The following is a 13,910-nucleotide window of genomic DNA, read 5'->3' as shown; positions in this document are numbered from 1 at the left end:
GTCCGGTGCGGGCCTGCTGGGTGGAACGGGTCGATCAGTGACCGTGGCCGTGGCCGTGGCCGCCGGCAGCAGCCGGCTCCTCGTCCTCGGGCTTCTCCACGATCAGCGTCTCCGTCGTGAGCAGCATCGCCGCGATGGAGGTCGCGTTGACGAGCGCCGAGCGGGTGACCTTGACCGGGTCGAGCACGCCCTGGGCGACCAGGTCGCCGTAGGTGTCGTCAGCGGCGTTGTAGCCGTTGCCGACGCCGAGCTCGCGGACCTTGGCGGTCACGACGTAGCCGTTGACGCCGCCGTTCTCGGCGATCCAGCGCAGCGGCTCGTCGCACGCCTTGCGCACGACGCGCACGCCGTAGGCCTCGTCGCCGGTGAGGCCCAGGTCGCCGTCCAGCACGGAGACGGCGTGGATGAGCGCGGAGCCACCGCCGGGGACGATGCCCTCCTCGATCGCGGCGCGCGTCGCGGAGACGGCGTCCTCGATGCGGTGCTTCTTCTCCTTGAGCTCCACCTCGGTGGCGGCGCCGACCTTGATCACGCAGACACCGCCGGCGAGCTTGGCCAGGCGTTCCTGGAGCTTCTCGCGGTCCCAGTCGGAGTCGGTGTTCTCGATCTCGGCCTTGATCTGGTTGACGCGACCCTCGACGGCCGTGCGGTCGCCCGCACCGTCGACGATGGTGGTGTTGTCCTTGGTGATGACCACGCGACGCGCCTGGCCGAGGACCTCGAGGCCCACCTGGTCGAGCTTGAGGCCGACCTCGGGGGCGACGACCTGGCCGCCGGTCAGGATCGCGATGTCCTGCATCATCGCCTTGCGGCGGTCACCGAAGGCCGGGGCCTTGACCGCGGCGACGTTGAACGTGCCCCGGATCTTGTTGACCACCAGGGTCGAGAGCGCCTCGCCCTCGACGTCCTCGGCGAGGATGAAGAGCGGCTTGCCGGTCGCGATGACCTTCTCCAGCACGGGGAGGAGCTCCTGGATCGAGGAGATCTTGCCCTGGTGCAGGAGGATGTAGGGGTCGTCGAGGACGGCTTCCATCGACTCCGGGTCGGAGACGAAGTAGGCCGAGATGTAGCCCTTGTCGAACTGCATGCCCTCGGTGAACTCGAGCTCGGTGCCCATGGTGTTGGACTCCTCGACCGTGATCACGCCGTCCTTGCCGACCTTGTCGAAGGCCTGGGCGAGCAGGTCGCCGATGATGCTGTCGCGGCTGGAGATCGTGGCGACGGACGCCATGTCCTCGCGGGACTCGACCTCGCGGGCGGCCTCGCGCAGGGCGTCGCCGACGGCCTCGGCCGCTGCGTCCATGCCGCGCTTGAGACCCATCGGGTTGGCGCCGGCCGCGACGGCGCGCAGGCCCTCGTGGACCATGGCCTGGGCCAGGACGGTGGCGGTGGTGGTGCCGTCACCAGCGATGTCGTTGGTCTTGGTGGCCACCTCCTTGGTGAGCTGGGCACCGAGGTTCTCGAAGGGGTCGTCGAGCTCGATCTCACGGGCGACGGTGACACCGTCGTTGGTGATGGTCGGCGCGCCCCACTTCTTGTCGAGGACGACGTAGCGGCCCTTGGGGCCGAGCGTCACCTTGACGGCGTTGGCGAGGGCGTCGACGCCGCGCTCGAGGGCGCGGCGGGCGTTCTCGTCGAACTCCAGGATCTTGGGCATCTATGTGCTCCTAGGAAAATGTGTGTGTCGTACGGGCCTGACGTGCCTGGCGCCCGGCTGGCAAGGCGCCGGCGCGAAGGCGACCCTCGAGCGAAGCGGGTCGTCGAGCGGCGGCAACGCCGCCAGCCGGGATGCCAGGTGCGTCAGGAGACGACGGCGAGGATGTCGCGGGCGGACAGGATCAGGTACTCCTGGCCGGCGTACTTGACCTCGGTGCCGCCGTACTTGCTGTAGATGACCTTGTCGCCGACGGCGACGTCGAGCGGGACGCGGTTGCCGTTGTCGTCGATGCGACCGGGACCGATCGCCACGACCTCGCCCTCCTGGGGCTTCTCCTTGGCCGTGTCCGGGATGACCAGGCCCGAGGCCGTGGTCTGCTCGGCTTCGAGCGTCTGGACGACGATGCGGTCCTCGAGGGGCTTGATGTTGACCGACACTTCGGATCAACCTCCACTTTCTCTGCGCGAGATTCTTCAGGGGCCGGATCCAGTGACCCGTGCTCCCAGGACGTGGGCCCGGGACCTGTTCGGCACGCCGTCGCGGGGGTCGCGCCGGGGCCACGGGCATTGGCATTCTCGGGGCGAGAGTGCCAGCACAGACGCTAGCACTCTCCCCAACCGAGTGCTAGCCGGCGGTGCCGCTGTCAGGATGACCGGGTGGAGATCGAGACGCTGGACTGGCTGCAGACCCCCGAGGGTGGGCGCCTGCTGGTCCACGCTGCCCAGGCCTGGGCCGACCACCCCGGCGACCCGGTGCGCGTCGCGAGCGTCGTACGCCGCCTCGAGCCCGACGCGGAGAAGGCCGCGGCCGCCACCACCCAGGCCCGGCTGCGGGAGCGCGCGGTCGCCAAGTTCGGTGCTGCCGCTCCCCTGATGTTCTTCACCCCCGACGCGCTCGAGCAGGCCACCCGCTCCCGTGTCGCCGACCACCGCGCCGCTCGCCTCGCGGCCGCGATCCCCGACGGCAGCGTCATCGACCTCGGCTGCGGCATCGGCGGCGACCTGCTCGCCTTCGCCCGCGCCGGGCTCGTGGCAGCCGGCATCGACCAGGACCCCGTCCGGGTCGCGATGGCGCGGGCCAACCTCGCGGCCCTCGGCCTCCCGGGGGCGGTCCAGGTCGGTGACGCGACGACCGTCGACGTCAGCGGCTTCGGCGCCGCCTTCGCCGACCCCGCCCGTCGCGGTGGCCGCGGCCGGGTCTTCGACGTCGACGGCTGGACTCCACCGTGGGCGTGGGTGCTGGACCTGCTGCGGCGGCGCGCGCTGGTCAAGGTGGCCCCCGGGATCGGCCACGACCTCGTCCCCCCGGGCGTCGAGGCGGAGTGGGTCAGCGACGGCGGCGAGGTGAAGGAGGCCGTGCTGTGGTCCCCGGACCTGTCCACGACCGACCGGCGCGCCACCGTCATCGGCGAGGGCGGTCTGGCCACCCTGACGCAGGAGGACGACCCCGGGGCCGAGGTCCGCGCCGTCGGCGACTACCTCTACGAGCCCGACGGCGCCGTGATCCGCGCCGGCCTGGTCACCGCCGTGGCCGCGGGCGTCGGCGGAGGGCTCCTCGACCCGCACATCGCCTACGTCACCAGCGACGAGCCCTTCCGTACGCCGTTCGCGCGCGGCTACCGCGTCCTGGAGCACCTGCCCTACCGCGAGAAGCAGCTCCGCGCAGCACTCCACGAGCGCGGTGTCGGTCGCCTGACGATCAAGAAGCGCGGCGTGCAGGTCGTCCCCGAAGAGCTGCGCAAGCGGCTGGCCCTCAAGGGGGACGCGGAGGCCACGCTCGTCATGACGCGGGTGGCCGGGCAGGGCACCGCGCTGCTCGTCGAACCCTTCTGAGCCGGCGCAGCAGCCGGATCAGCAGCCGGGGCGCGCGACACCCGCGACGGTGACGGGCAGCCGGCCCGGCGCCGGAGCCTGTCCGAGCAGCACCTCGACGAGGACCGCCATCGCTGCGGGAGTGTCGCCGTACGTCGCGATGCGGGTGGGAGCGCCGACGCGACCGAGCACCCACGGACTGTCGGTGGCGACGGCCACCTCGCCGTCGACGGGTGCATCCCGGAAGCCGGTGAAGCCGACACCGGTGCCGACCGACAGGCGCGCGTCCTCGCGAGCGATCCACACCGCGAGGCGGCGCTCCCTGCGCGTCTCCGCCTCCTGCCAGGCCTCGAGGCGCTGGCGGTAGGCCTTCTTGCGCTCCTTCTTCCTGCGTTCGGGCCTCGGCCTCGACTCGGTCAGGTCGGCGGGCGGGGACTGACGGATCAGGACGCTCATGCCGGCCGCCCGGGCGGCGGGGATGAAGGTCGCGACGGCACCCGGGTCCCCGTAGGCGTGGACGGTGTCACCGACCAAGCGTCCCGAGCACGCGCCGTCGGTGACCGTGACGGCGGCCGCGGACAGGCGGCGCGACGCGGCGCGTGCGGATCCGACGGGCTTCCCCGTCGAGCCGGACAGGTGGGTCAGGAGCGCGACCTGGCGTGCCGCGGACTGCTCCAGCCGGCGCCGCGTCAGCTCCCCGGAGCGCACGGCACGGACGACAGCAGCGCGGGCAGCGGCGGGCGAGGGCGGCATGAGCAACACGTCGGAGCCGGCGCGAAGCGCCCGGACGGCAGTACGCCCCGGGTCGCGGCCGCGGGTGACCGCAGCCATCGCGAGCGAGTCGGTCACCACGAGGCCCGCGAAGCCGAGGTCCTCGCGCAGGAGGTCCGTGACGACCTTGCGCGAGAGCGAGGACGGCACCCGCGGGTCCACGGCGCGTACGTCGAGGTGCCCGACCATCACGGCCGGCAGTCCCGCCTCGACCGCGCTGCGGAACGGCACGAGGTCGGACTCCTCGAGCCGGGCGCGCGTCCTCGTCTGCACGGGGAGCGTCAGGTGGCTGTCTGCGGGCACCGAGCCGTGGCCCGGGAAGTGCTTGACCACCGGCAGCACGCCCGCCGACGCGAAGCCCCGGGCCGCTGCGACCACGTGCTCCGACACCGCTCGGGGTCGCGACGACGGTGAGCGCGAACCGATCGTGGGGTCGCCCGGCCCGGAGGTGACGTCGGCGTCCGGCGCGAAGTCGACGGTGAACCCCAGACCGCGCAGCTCGGCCCCGCTCGCGGCGTACGCGGTGCGGGTGAGCGCGGGGTCGTCCGCCGCACCGGCGCTCATGAAGGTGGGGAACCGCGTCGCGGCACCGCGCAACCGCTCGACCACGCCGCCCTCCTGGTCGACGCCGAGGAAGAGCGGCCACTTCCGACCTGCTTGTCGGGTCAGCGCAGCGTTGACTCCCCTGACCTGCGCAGCCGAGACGACGTTGGAGTCGAACGCGATGACGCCGCCGAGGTGGAGGTCGCGGACCATCGCCACGGGTGCGGCCGTGCCGCGCCACTCGGCCACGATCAGCTGGCCGGCGAGCTCGGGCAGGTCCAGGCGCCCGACCAGGCGCGCGGCCCGGTCCAGCTCCTGCCGGTCCGGCCCCCAGCCCTCGGCCAGCCCGAGCTCCTCCGAGGGGCTGGGTGGGGGCGGCGGGGTCGGCGTACCGCTCCCAGCCGCCTGCCCGGCGTCCGGCTGCCCGTCCGACAGGTCGTCGCCGCCGGTGCAGGCCGCCAGCGACGCAACGAGCGCGACCGCCGTCAATGCCGACGCCGCAGAGCGCCGTCGGGCGCTCCGCGGACTCGTCAGCGCGACCTCGGACAGCATCCCGCCATGGTGGCACGACGTGACGTCATGGCCCGTGGCGGTCCGGACCCTTGCGCTTGAGTCTTCCAGCGACTCAAGCGCAAGGAGGGAGACAAGGGCAACGACCGCACAGCCCTCGGAGACCGCCTGTGGAGGACGCCCGCCCGGTGTCGGTGGCCGCGGGTGCAATGGGAGGGACGACACGGACCGACGAGGGGGATGCACGTGGAGGCAATGGAGACGGAGAAGGACTGGGCCCAGATGGACGGGTGGACCGCGGACGAGGTGGCTTGGTACGTCATGGGCCCCTTCGACGGGGAGGTCCCCGGTCTCGTGCGCAGGATCAGGCGCATCCTGGACGTGTCGCAGCGAGGGCTGGCGGCAGCCCTGGGCGTGTCACAGTCGGTCGTCGCGCGGTGGGAGACCGGCCGCACCAGTCCGCGCGCGTCGGTCATCCAGCGCCTGCTCCGGATGGCGGGCCTGCGTGTGCGCTTCCAGGACGAGGAGTCCGACGAGGTGGTGGAGCCGATGCGCGACGACGGGGCCCGCGACCGGGCCAACCGCCGCTACCCCGCCCACGTCGACCTTCGTGTGACCGGGTGGTGGATGCCGCGCGGGACGGAGTGCACCGCTGACGTCCTGCTCTGGCGCCGGATCTCGCGGGAGCGTCGCAATCCGGCGATCCGCTACCGGACGTCGCCGGGGCTCCGCGCGATCCACCGCCTCCTCAGCGGCACGCCCGACGACCACCCGTCGGTCATCCAGCTGGTCGCCGAGGCCGAACACCTCGACGAGGTCCGAGAGCGGCGCCGACGGCAGATCCTCCAGGCATCACCCTGGTTGCGTCCGCCGCCGGCGTGGCTCACCGCGTGAGGGCGCGGGACCTCAGAGGTTCTCCCGCTCGGCGCCGATCGTGGTGTCGGGGCCGTGGCCGGTGTGGACCACCGTCTCGTCGGGCAGGTCGAAGAGCCGCCGGCGGATCGAGTCCTTGATGACGTCGGCGTCGCTGAAGGAGCGTCCCGTCGCGCCGGGGCCTCCCTCGAAGAGGGTGTCGCCGGTGAAGACGCAGCCCAGGTCGTGGACGTAGAGACACACCGCCCCCGGCGCGTGGCCGGGGGTGTGGATCACCGTCACCGCGGCACCACCGATCGTGAGGGTCTGGCCGTCGGTGAGGTCGACGTCCCACAGCTCGGCGCCCTCCTCGTCACCGCCGTGGGTCAGCTCCCACAGCGGACGGTCGTCGGGGTGGAGCAGGATCGGCGCACCGGTACGGCGCCGCAGCTCGGGCGCCACGCGTACGTGGTCGTCGTGGGCGTGGGTGCAGACGATGGCCTTGACCGCACGCCCGGCGACGAGCGCGAGGATCGCGTCGACGTCGTGCGGCGCGTCGACGACGAGGCACTGCTCGTCGTCGCCGATCACCCAGACGTTGTTGTCGACCTCGTGGGTCTCCCCATCGAGGGAGAACGTGCCGGAGACGACGGCGTGGTCGACCCGCGCGCTCACAGGACCACGACCGAGCGCAGCACGTCGCCACCATGCATCTTCTCGAACGCCGCCTCGACGTCGCCGATGCCGATCTCCTCGGTGACGAACGCGTCGAGGTCGAGCCGGCCCTGCTGGTAGAGGTCGACGAGCATCGGGAAGTCCCGCGAGGGCAGGCAGTCGCCGTACCACGACGACTTCAGCGAGCCGCCGCGACCGAAGACGTCGATCAGCGGGATCTCCGGGATCGACATGTCCGGGGTCGGCACCCCGACCAGGACGACCGTGCCGGCCAGGTCGCGGGCGTAGAACGCCTGCTTCCAGGTCTCGGGACGTCCCACCGCGTCGATCACGACGTCGGCGCCGCCCTCGTGGCCAGTGCTGTCTGCTGGCGGGGTGAGCGAACGGATCGCCTCGACCGCGTCCGTCTCCTTCGAGTTGACCGTGTGGGTGGCGCCCAGCTTCTTGGCGGTCTCGAGCTTCCGGTCGTCGATGTCGACCGCGATGATCTTCGACGCGCCGGCCAGGGCCGCACCGGCGATCGCGGCGGCGCCCACACCTCCGCAACCGATCACGGCGACGGTCGAGCCACGACCGACGTTGCCGGTGTTGATGGCGGCCCCGAGCCCGGCCATCACTCCGCACCCGAGCAGCCCGACGGCGGCGGCACGCGCCGAGGGGTCGACCTTCGTGCACTGGCCCGCCGCGACGAGGGTCTTCTCGGCGAACGCGCCGATGCCCAGCGCGGGCGAGAGCTCCGTGCCGGCCAGGTCACCCTCGGCGAGCGTCATCTTCTGGGTCGCGTTGTGGGTGGCGAAGCAGTACTGCGGCTCGCCCCGGTTGCAGGCCCGGCAGTCACCGCAGACCGCACGCCAGTTGAGGACGACGAAGTCGCCGGGCGCCACCGAGGTCACGTCGGGACCGACGGCCTCGACGACACCTGCGGCCTCGTGGCCGAGCAGGAAGGGGAACTCGTCGTTGATGCCGCCCTCGCGGTAGTGCAGGTCGGTGTGGCACACGCCGCAGGCCTGCACCTTCACCACCGCCTCGCCCGGGCCCGGGTCGGGGACGTTGATGGTGGTGAGCTGGACCGGCTCGCCCTGGGCGAGTGCGACCACGGCCTTGACCTGCTGCATCGATGACTCCTGTACGTCGGGGGATGCGAGGAGCCTGTCAACGCGACCCAAACAGATGCAACCCCCGGCCGGGCGGTCGCGTCCTCACCACGACACGCCACACAGAGACGGACGGGGGTGGCACGTGGGCACGACACTTCAGACGATGGGCACGACGCACGACCGACACAGCGACAAGGACGCCGACTTCTCGGCGTACATGGCCGCGCGCCAGGTCGCGCTCTACCGCACGGCGTACCTGCTCGCAGGTGACCACGCGGGTGCCGAGGACCTGCTGCAGAACGCCTTCGCCAAGCTGTACCTGTCGTGGGACAAGGTCCGCGACCGCGAGGCCCTCGACGGCTACGTCCGCCGGATCATGGTCAACGAGAACAGCTCGCTGTGGCGTCGCGCCTGGAAGCGGCGCGAGCACTCCGCCGACACGCTGCCCGACACCGGCGTCGTCGACACCTATGACGACGGCATGGGCGGGGCGATGTGGTCGTTCGTCCAGACGCTCCCACCGCGGCAGCGCTCGGTGATCGTCCTGCGCTACTACGAACAGCTCAGCGAGGCCGAGATCGCCGACGTCCTCGGCATCTCCGTCGGGACGGTCAAGTCCCAGGCCAGCCGCGCCCTCGCGGGGCTCCGCGCCCGCGCCCCGCAGTCACTGCACCCCCACCAGTCCGGAGATGACGTCCGATGAACCACACTCCCCTCGAGGACCAGGTCCACGACGCCCTGCACCGCCGGGTCGCCCCCCTCCAGCACGCTCCCTTCACCGTCAGCGACGTACGCCGTCGCGCCCGTCGCGTCCAGCGCCGCCGGGCGGCCGCCGCCGGTGTCGCCGTCGCCGCGGTGCTCGCGATCGCCGTCCCATTCGGGCTCGACGCCACCGGTCCCGCCCAGCGCAGCGAGGTGCCGCCGGCGACCCAGCCTCCTGCGCCGAGCATCGCCTCGGGCACCGTGCTGGTGGACCCGAGCAGTGCCGAGACGCTTGCGCAGACGCCCGTCCCGCTCCTCGACGTCGACGCCCCCAGCCTCATCTCGCCGGACGGCACGACCGACCTGCCCGGACCTTTCTCGGTCCTGACGCCCTACCTCGACGGTTGGGTCGGCGTCGCGATGAACGAGGGCACGGGGACCCTGCGGTTCCTGGGCGCCGACGGCACCGTCGACGACGGCAGCAGCCCGACAGGCGGCCTGGTCGCGAGCCCGGACGGCACCCGGGTCGCGTGGTCGGAGTACACCGGCTCCCAGTGGGAGGTCGTCGTCGCCGACCCGTCCGGCAGCATCGAGCCGGTCCGTACGACGTTCCCCCCTGCGCCGCAGGAGCACCGGGTCGAGCCGGTCGGCTTCGTCGCCGGCGACGAGGTCGTGGTGCGGACGTTCGACGACAGCGTGGACACCAGGACCTACGTGCTTCGCGGGGGTGGCCAGCCCATCGAGGTGGCAGGGCTCCTCGAGGCCGACTCGGCCTCCGCCGCGACCGGACTGGTCGCCGGCCTGTCGAGGCTCACCGCGGACGGCGCCTGCTCGGGCGCCGTGAACGGTGCGGGCACCCCCGTGTGGGAGACCTGCGAGCACAGCCTCGGCGCCTTCAGCCCCAGCGGGGCGTACGTCGTCGGCACCGACCCCGAGGCGGACGCGTACGGGTCGCCCACCGTCTCGGTGCTGGACGGGAGCACCGGGGAGGAGATCGTCACCTTCGAGGCCGCCCTGCCCCGACGCACCGTGGGCGGGTTCTACTCGCAGGTGGCCTGGGAGGGTGACGAGGCGCTCGTCGTCCGGCTGTTCCGCGGGGAGGAGTACGCCATGATGCGGCTCGGTCTCGACAGCACGGTCCGGCGCATCGACATCGACAGCGCCGGCGCATCGGGCCTGACGGTGGCCCAGCCCTGGTGAACGGGCTCAGACGGTATGACGTGACCGCCTCGGCGTGAGGGGGTTGCGGGCCGGGGCCTCTCACATGCATGTACGTGGGTTGTCGGGCAGGAGTGGCCTGCTCGACCTATCCACAGGCATAGGAGGCCCCGGTGATTTCTGAGCGTACGAGCGTTGGGCTCGATGTGCACGCACGATCGGTGATGGCAGCCGGTCTTGACGCAATGACCGGTGAGGTGTTCAAGCAGAAGCTCGTCCCGGCCAGCGAGGTGGTCGTGGACTGGTTGCGGGGGCTGCCGGGCCCGGTGGCGGTGACCTATGAGGCCGGACCGACCGGATTCGGCCTCTACCGGGCGATCACCGCAGCCGGGATCCGCTGCGAAGTGGCTGCGCCATCGAAGCTGAACCGGCCGCCCGGGGATCGCGTCAAGACCGACGCCAAGGACGCCCTGCTCCTCGCGCAACTGCTCCAAGTCGGACAGATCGTTCCGGTCAGGGTTCCCACCATCACCGAGGAAGCCGCCCGCGACCTGGTCCGGGCTCGTGAAGATGTCCGCGGCGACCTGATGCGGGCCCGGCACCGAGTCTCGAAGTTGCTGCTGCGCCACGGCCACGTCTACTACGGCGGGAACGCCTGGACCGGCAAGCACCAGGCGTGGCTGCACGGCATCCGGTTCGACCAGCCCGGCACTCGCGCCGCCTACGAGGCCGACCTCGAAGCGGTCGAGTTCACCCTGGCCCGCCGCAACCGGCTCGACGCTGCGATCACCGCGATGGCTGCCGACAGCGAGTTCACCGACCTGACCCGACGCCTGTGCTGCCTACGGGGGATCTCCACCCTGACCGGGTTCGCACTCGCGGTCGAACTGGGCGACTGGACCAGGTTCACCGGCTCCAGCATCGGCGCCTACCTCGGTCTGGTGCCCTCCGAGCACTCCAGCGGCGACTCGCGCAGGCAGGGTGGAATCACCAAGACCGGCAACACCCACGCCCGCCGTCTGCTGATCGAGGCCGCATGGCACCACCAGCCCCGCTACACCGTCGGGCCCACCATGCAGGCCCGGTGGGAACAGGCCACCCCCGCCGCCAGAGTCCGCGGACACGCCGGCAACCAGCGGCTGCACCACCAATGGGCCAAGTACACGGCCCGGAAGAAGAAGCACACCGTGGCCAACACCGCGATCGCCCGCGAACTCGCCGGCTGGTGCTGGTCACTGGCCACCCTCGAGTAGCCACACCCCTGACTTGATCTGGAACCGGTCCCTGCGTGCAGCGCGAGGAGCCGACCCGCGATTCGACTGTGAGCCACGAGCCCGACTCGTGACGCTCGACCTCAGAGAAGCGGAGCGCTCCTGCCGAACGCCGTCCTGCGGTACCCAACCCGCGCATATCAGTCTCGACCGCGCGTCGCGAAGACACGCTGCGCAGACGACAGATCCAGACCAAGCGAGGCGCCGTCAGGCCACCCAGGCCCGACGGCGCCTCACCCTGCCCTTGACAGGCGCGCCCTACATATCAGTCGAGGTCGGTCTTGAAGGTGGCGAGCAGGCTGTCGATCACCTGCTGCTGCTCCTCCTCCGTCAGCGTCTCCGGCACGCCCGGGAGGTAGAACGTGATGTCGATGAGCCACGCGGAGTCGAGGAACATGATCCCGAAGTCGTGCTGGACCTGCGAGGGGTCCGAGGTGGTGTCGACCACGTGCCACGCGCTGTACTTCCCGCCCGCCACCGCGTCGTCCTGTCGGACCTTGACCTTGGGCCCGCCGTGCTCGCGGATCCACTCGCGGGCGAAGGCGTCGAGGGACGTCGCCTGCGTGAGGCTGGGCGAGAACGTCATCGCGCTCTGGCCGTCGTTCCACCCCTGGACGATGCCGTAGTCGTTGAGGTGCTTGTAGGTGTCGAGCGCCCGCATGCTGGCGCCCGGGACCTTGACCCGTCCGCCGTCCGCGGGCTCGACGACCGCGGTGCTCGGCACGGTGACGGGGGCCGACGACTCCTCCGTCGGGGTCTCCGAGCTGCTCGCCGCCGGGTCGGAGGCGTCGGGCGCGTCCCCCGACGAGCCGCACCCCGCGGTGAGGGTGAGGGCGGCGAGCGCCGTGGCGGCCGCGATCGAGCGCTGACGAGTCCCCCGAGAAGTCATGGGTCCAGAGTAGCGGTGGGCATTGATGAGGTCGGCGGCAGATTGAGCACCTAGAGTGGGTTTTGGCTGTGTGACCCGGGGGAAAGGACAGACCATGCTGCCGCTCGAAGACAGGGAACTGCTCAACCAGACGATGGTCGGGTTGAACATCGATCCCGACACGATCGCCTCGCTGATGTCGTCCTTCGACAAGGCCGCCGAGGGCGTCGAGTCCGACCCGATCCTGCCGGTGCAGAGCGCGTCGTTCGGCGAGTCCTACACCGGTGGCTACCGCCTCGGCACCAACACCGAGATGGCCCACCAGGCGGTCAGGGACGAGCTGGAGAAGGTGGCCGCCGGCCTGCGCGGGATGGGGACCTCCGTCGAGGCCTTCCGCCAGGACATGGAGACGACCACCGAGCAGACCGTCGCGACGATGGCGCTGATCCAGTCCGCCACGGACTGTGTGGCGGCGCCCGACTTCACCGCCAACCAGTGCACGCTGCCGACCGAGGGGGACTGAGACCGTGACCAAGGGACCGAACCGCATCGTCCTCGACCAGTACCTCGACTCGGCCTCCGACGGCTGGGTCCTCACCGCCGGCAGCGACTGGAAGAAGAAGGCCGACGACCTCCAGACGCTGGCCGAGGGACTCCAGCAGGCTGCCGCCCAGGCCGAGCTCCGCATCGGCGAGCAGACCCTGACCGGCCCGGCCCTGCGCCAGAGCATGGAGGAGTCGTCGGTCTCGCTGACGACCAAGGCCGACCAGCTCCGCGCGGCCGGCGAGGCGCTGCGCCAGGTCGGGCAGCAGATCTCGGACACCAAGGACTCGCGCGACAACATGGCCGACCTCGGGCCGAAGCCGTCGCCCTACCAGGCGCCTGCCAACACCACCGGCGTCGAGCCCACGAAGGAGGAGCTCGCCGCACAGGCGTCCGCCTCGCAGGCGCGACAGGCCGAACGCGGCGCCTGGCAGTCGGCGTACGAGAAGCAGGAGGCCCGGTCCCTCGCCCTCACCAAGCAGATGGACGCCGCCTTCCTCGCCGCCATCCCGCCGATGAAGGCGATCCACGGCCAGCAGGACCCGACCGAGCCGCCGCCGAGCAGCCCGTCGGCTCCGCCGTCCGGCCCCTACCTCCCCGGCACCCAGGCGCCCCCGGTCACCGGTGGTGGCGCAGGTGGCGGCGGTGGTGACGCCGACATCGTCCGGACCGGGCTGGTCCAGGTGGGCAGCGAGAACAACAACCCGAACCACACCGAGATCAACCAGCCGCCGACGCACGTCACCACGCCGCCGGTCACCACGCCGATCACCACCCCGACGACAGTCCCCACGTCGCTGCCGACGCACGTGCCGACCGAGGTCCCGTCGACGTCCGTGGGCGGCACCTCGCAGAGCGGCGTGGCCTACCAGTCCCCCGGCGCGGGCATCTCGGCGCCGACCACGTCCGGCGGCTCCGCCGGTGCCTCGGCCGCCGCGCTCGGTGCGGCCGGGGCGGCGGGCGGCGCGAGCGCGATGACCGGCGGGATGCGCCCCGGTCCGCGCACCTCGACCACCGGCGGCAGCCCTGTGCGCCCCATCGGCTCGACCGGTCGCGCCGGCGCCCCGGGCGCGCTGTCACGTGCCGCCACCTCAGGTTCGCCCACGACCGCCGCCCGCAGCGCCGGTGCCGCCGGTGGCCCTGCCTCGCGTGCGGCGGCCGCCGGCTCGACCGCGGGTCGCGGCGCGGCCGGTGGTCGTGGCGCCGCCTCCGGTGCTGCCGGCTCGTCCGCCGGCGCGCGCTCGGGCGGACGTGGCGCGAGCGGTTCGGGCGGACGCGGCGCGAGCGGATCCCGTGCTGCCGGCACAGCCGGCGCCGCAGGCGCAGCGGGTCGCAGCGGCCGCAAGGGCGATCGCGACCGTGCCACCGATCGTGACCGGCTGGTCTACGACCAGGACTGGCTCGGGGACGACGACGTCGCCCCCGGGGTCCTCGACTGAGGTCGGTCCGCCT

At 72.0% G+C, this 13,910-nt stretch carries 13 protein-coding genes; 7 read left to right on the top strand and 6 right to left on the bottom strand.

Annotation, left to right across the window (positions count from 1 at the left end; genetic code table 11):
• Positions 1–34: 34 nt before the first annotated feature.
• On the bottom strand, positions 35–1,657 hold the full coding sequence (groL, locus tag CFI00_RS04820; protein WP_207084134.1) for a chaperonin GroEL: 1,623 nt from the start codon (positions 1,655–1,657) through the stop codon (positions 35–37).
• A 143-nt stretch (positions 1,658–1,800) separates the two neighbouring features.
• Entirely contained in the window at positions 1,801–2,094 is a 294-nt protein-coding gene (groES, locus tag CFI00_RS04815; RefSeq protein WP_056605525.1) for a co-chaperone GroES, read from the bottom strand.
• A 219-nt stretch (positions 2,095–2,313) separates the two neighbouring features.
• Between groES and CFI00_RS04810 the strand changes: the two genes are divergently transcribed.
• Positions 2,314–3,489: a class I SAM-dependent methyltransferase gene (locus CFI00_RS04810; RefSeq protein WP_207084133.1), complete on the top strand. Its 1,176-nt coding sequence runs from the start codon at positions 2,314–2,316 to the stop codon at positions 3,487–3,489.
• Positions 3,490–3,507: 18 nt separating this feature from the next.
• On the opposite strand, the gene CFI00_RS04805 is transcribed toward CFI00_RS04810, so the two are convergent.
• A complete protein-coding gene (locus tag CFI00_RS04805; RefSeq protein ID WP_207084132.1) occupies positions 3,508–5,334 on the bottom strand; it encodes a glycoside hydrolase family 3 N-terminal domain-containing protein in 1,827 nt (608 codons plus the stop codon).
• A gap of 213 nt (positions 5,335–5,547) precedes the next feature.
• Between CFI00_RS04805 and CFI00_RS04800 the strand changes: the two genes are divergently transcribed.
• Positions 5,548–6,186 (top strand): helix-turn-helix transcriptional regulator, encoded by a 639-nt coding sequence (locus CFI00_RS04800; protein WP_242532839.1) that lies wholly within the window; start codon positions 5,548–5,550, stop codon positions 6,184–6,186.
• 12 nt (positions 6,187–6,198) lie between these two features.
• Here CFI00_RS04800 and CFI00_RS04795 read toward each other — a convergent pair whose 3' ends face one another.
• Positions 6,199–6,819 (bottom strand): MBL fold metallo-hydrolase, encoded by a 621-nt coding sequence (locus tag CFI00_RS04795; RefSeq protein WP_207084130.1) that lies wholly within the window; start codon positions 6,817–6,819, stop codon positions 6,199–6,201.
• Positions 6,816–7,934, bottom strand: coding sequence for an S-(hydroxymethyl)mycothiol dehydrogenase (locus CFI00_RS04790; protein ID WP_207084129.1), 1,119 nt, complete (start codon positions 7,932–7,934; stop codon positions 6,816–6,818). The genes CFI00_RS04795 and CFI00_RS04790 overlap by 4 nt, the downstream gene beginning before the upstream one ends.
• Positions 7,935–8,079: 145 nt before the next feature.
• Between CFI00_RS04790 and CFI00_RS04785 the strand changes: the two genes are divergently transcribed.
• From CFI00_RS04785 to CFI00_RS04775, 3 genes are all read left to right on the top strand, one after another.
• Positions 8,080–8,619, top strand: a complete 540-nt coding sequence (locus tag CFI00_RS04785; protein ID WP_207084128.1) for a SigE family RNA polymerase sigma factor — start codon at positions 8,080–8,082, stop codon at positions 8,617–8,619.
• Positions 8,616–9,818: a hypothetical protein gene (locus tag CFI00_RS04780; protein WP_207084127.1), complete on the top strand. Its 1,203-nt coding sequence runs from the start codon at positions 8,616–8,618 to the stop codon at positions 9,816–9,818. The genes CFI00_RS04785 and CFI00_RS04780 overlap by 4 nt, the downstream gene beginning before the upstream one ends.
• 131 nt (positions 9,819–9,949) lie before the next feature.
• Entirely contained in the window at positions 9,950–11,029 is a 1,080-nt protein-coding gene (locus CFI00_RS04775; protein WP_242532487.1) for an IS110 family transposase, read from the top strand.
• Positions 11,030–11,312: 283 nt separating this feature from the next.
• Here the strand turns inward: CFI00_RS04775 and CFI00_RS04770 are convergent, their stop codons facing one another.
• Entirely contained in the window at positions 11,313–11,936 is a 624-nt protein-coding gene (locus CFI00_RS04770; RefSeq protein WP_207084126.1) for a hypothetical protein, read from the bottom strand.
• A gap of 94 nt (positions 11,937–12,030) precedes the next feature.
• On the opposite strand from CFI00_RS04770, the gene CFI00_RS04765 reads away from it, so the two are divergent.
• Together CFI00_RS04765 and CFI00_RS04760 are read left to right on the top strand one after the other, a co-directional pair.
• On the top strand, positions 12,031–12,438 hold the full coding sequence (locus CFI00_RS04765) for a hypothetical protein (RefSeq protein WP_207084125.1): 408 nt from the start codon (positions 12,031–12,033) through the stop codon (positions 12,436–12,438).
• 4 nt (positions 12,439–12,442) lie between these two features.
• Positions 12,443–13,897: a hypothetical protein gene (locus CFI00_RS04760; protein WP_207084124.1), complete on the top strand. Its 1,455-nt coding sequence runs from the start codon at positions 12,443–12,445 to the stop codon at positions 13,895–13,897.
• Positions 13,898–13,910 lie beyond the last annotated feature (13 nt).

The organism is Nocardioides sp. S5 (genome assembly GCF_017310035.1).
Classification (GTDB): domain Bacteria; phylum Actinomycetota; class Actinomycetes; order Propionibacteriales; family Nocardioidaceae; genus Nocardioides.
Note: the sequence above shows the minus strand (reverse complement) of the source record. Positions and strands in the feature narration are given on the sequence as shown.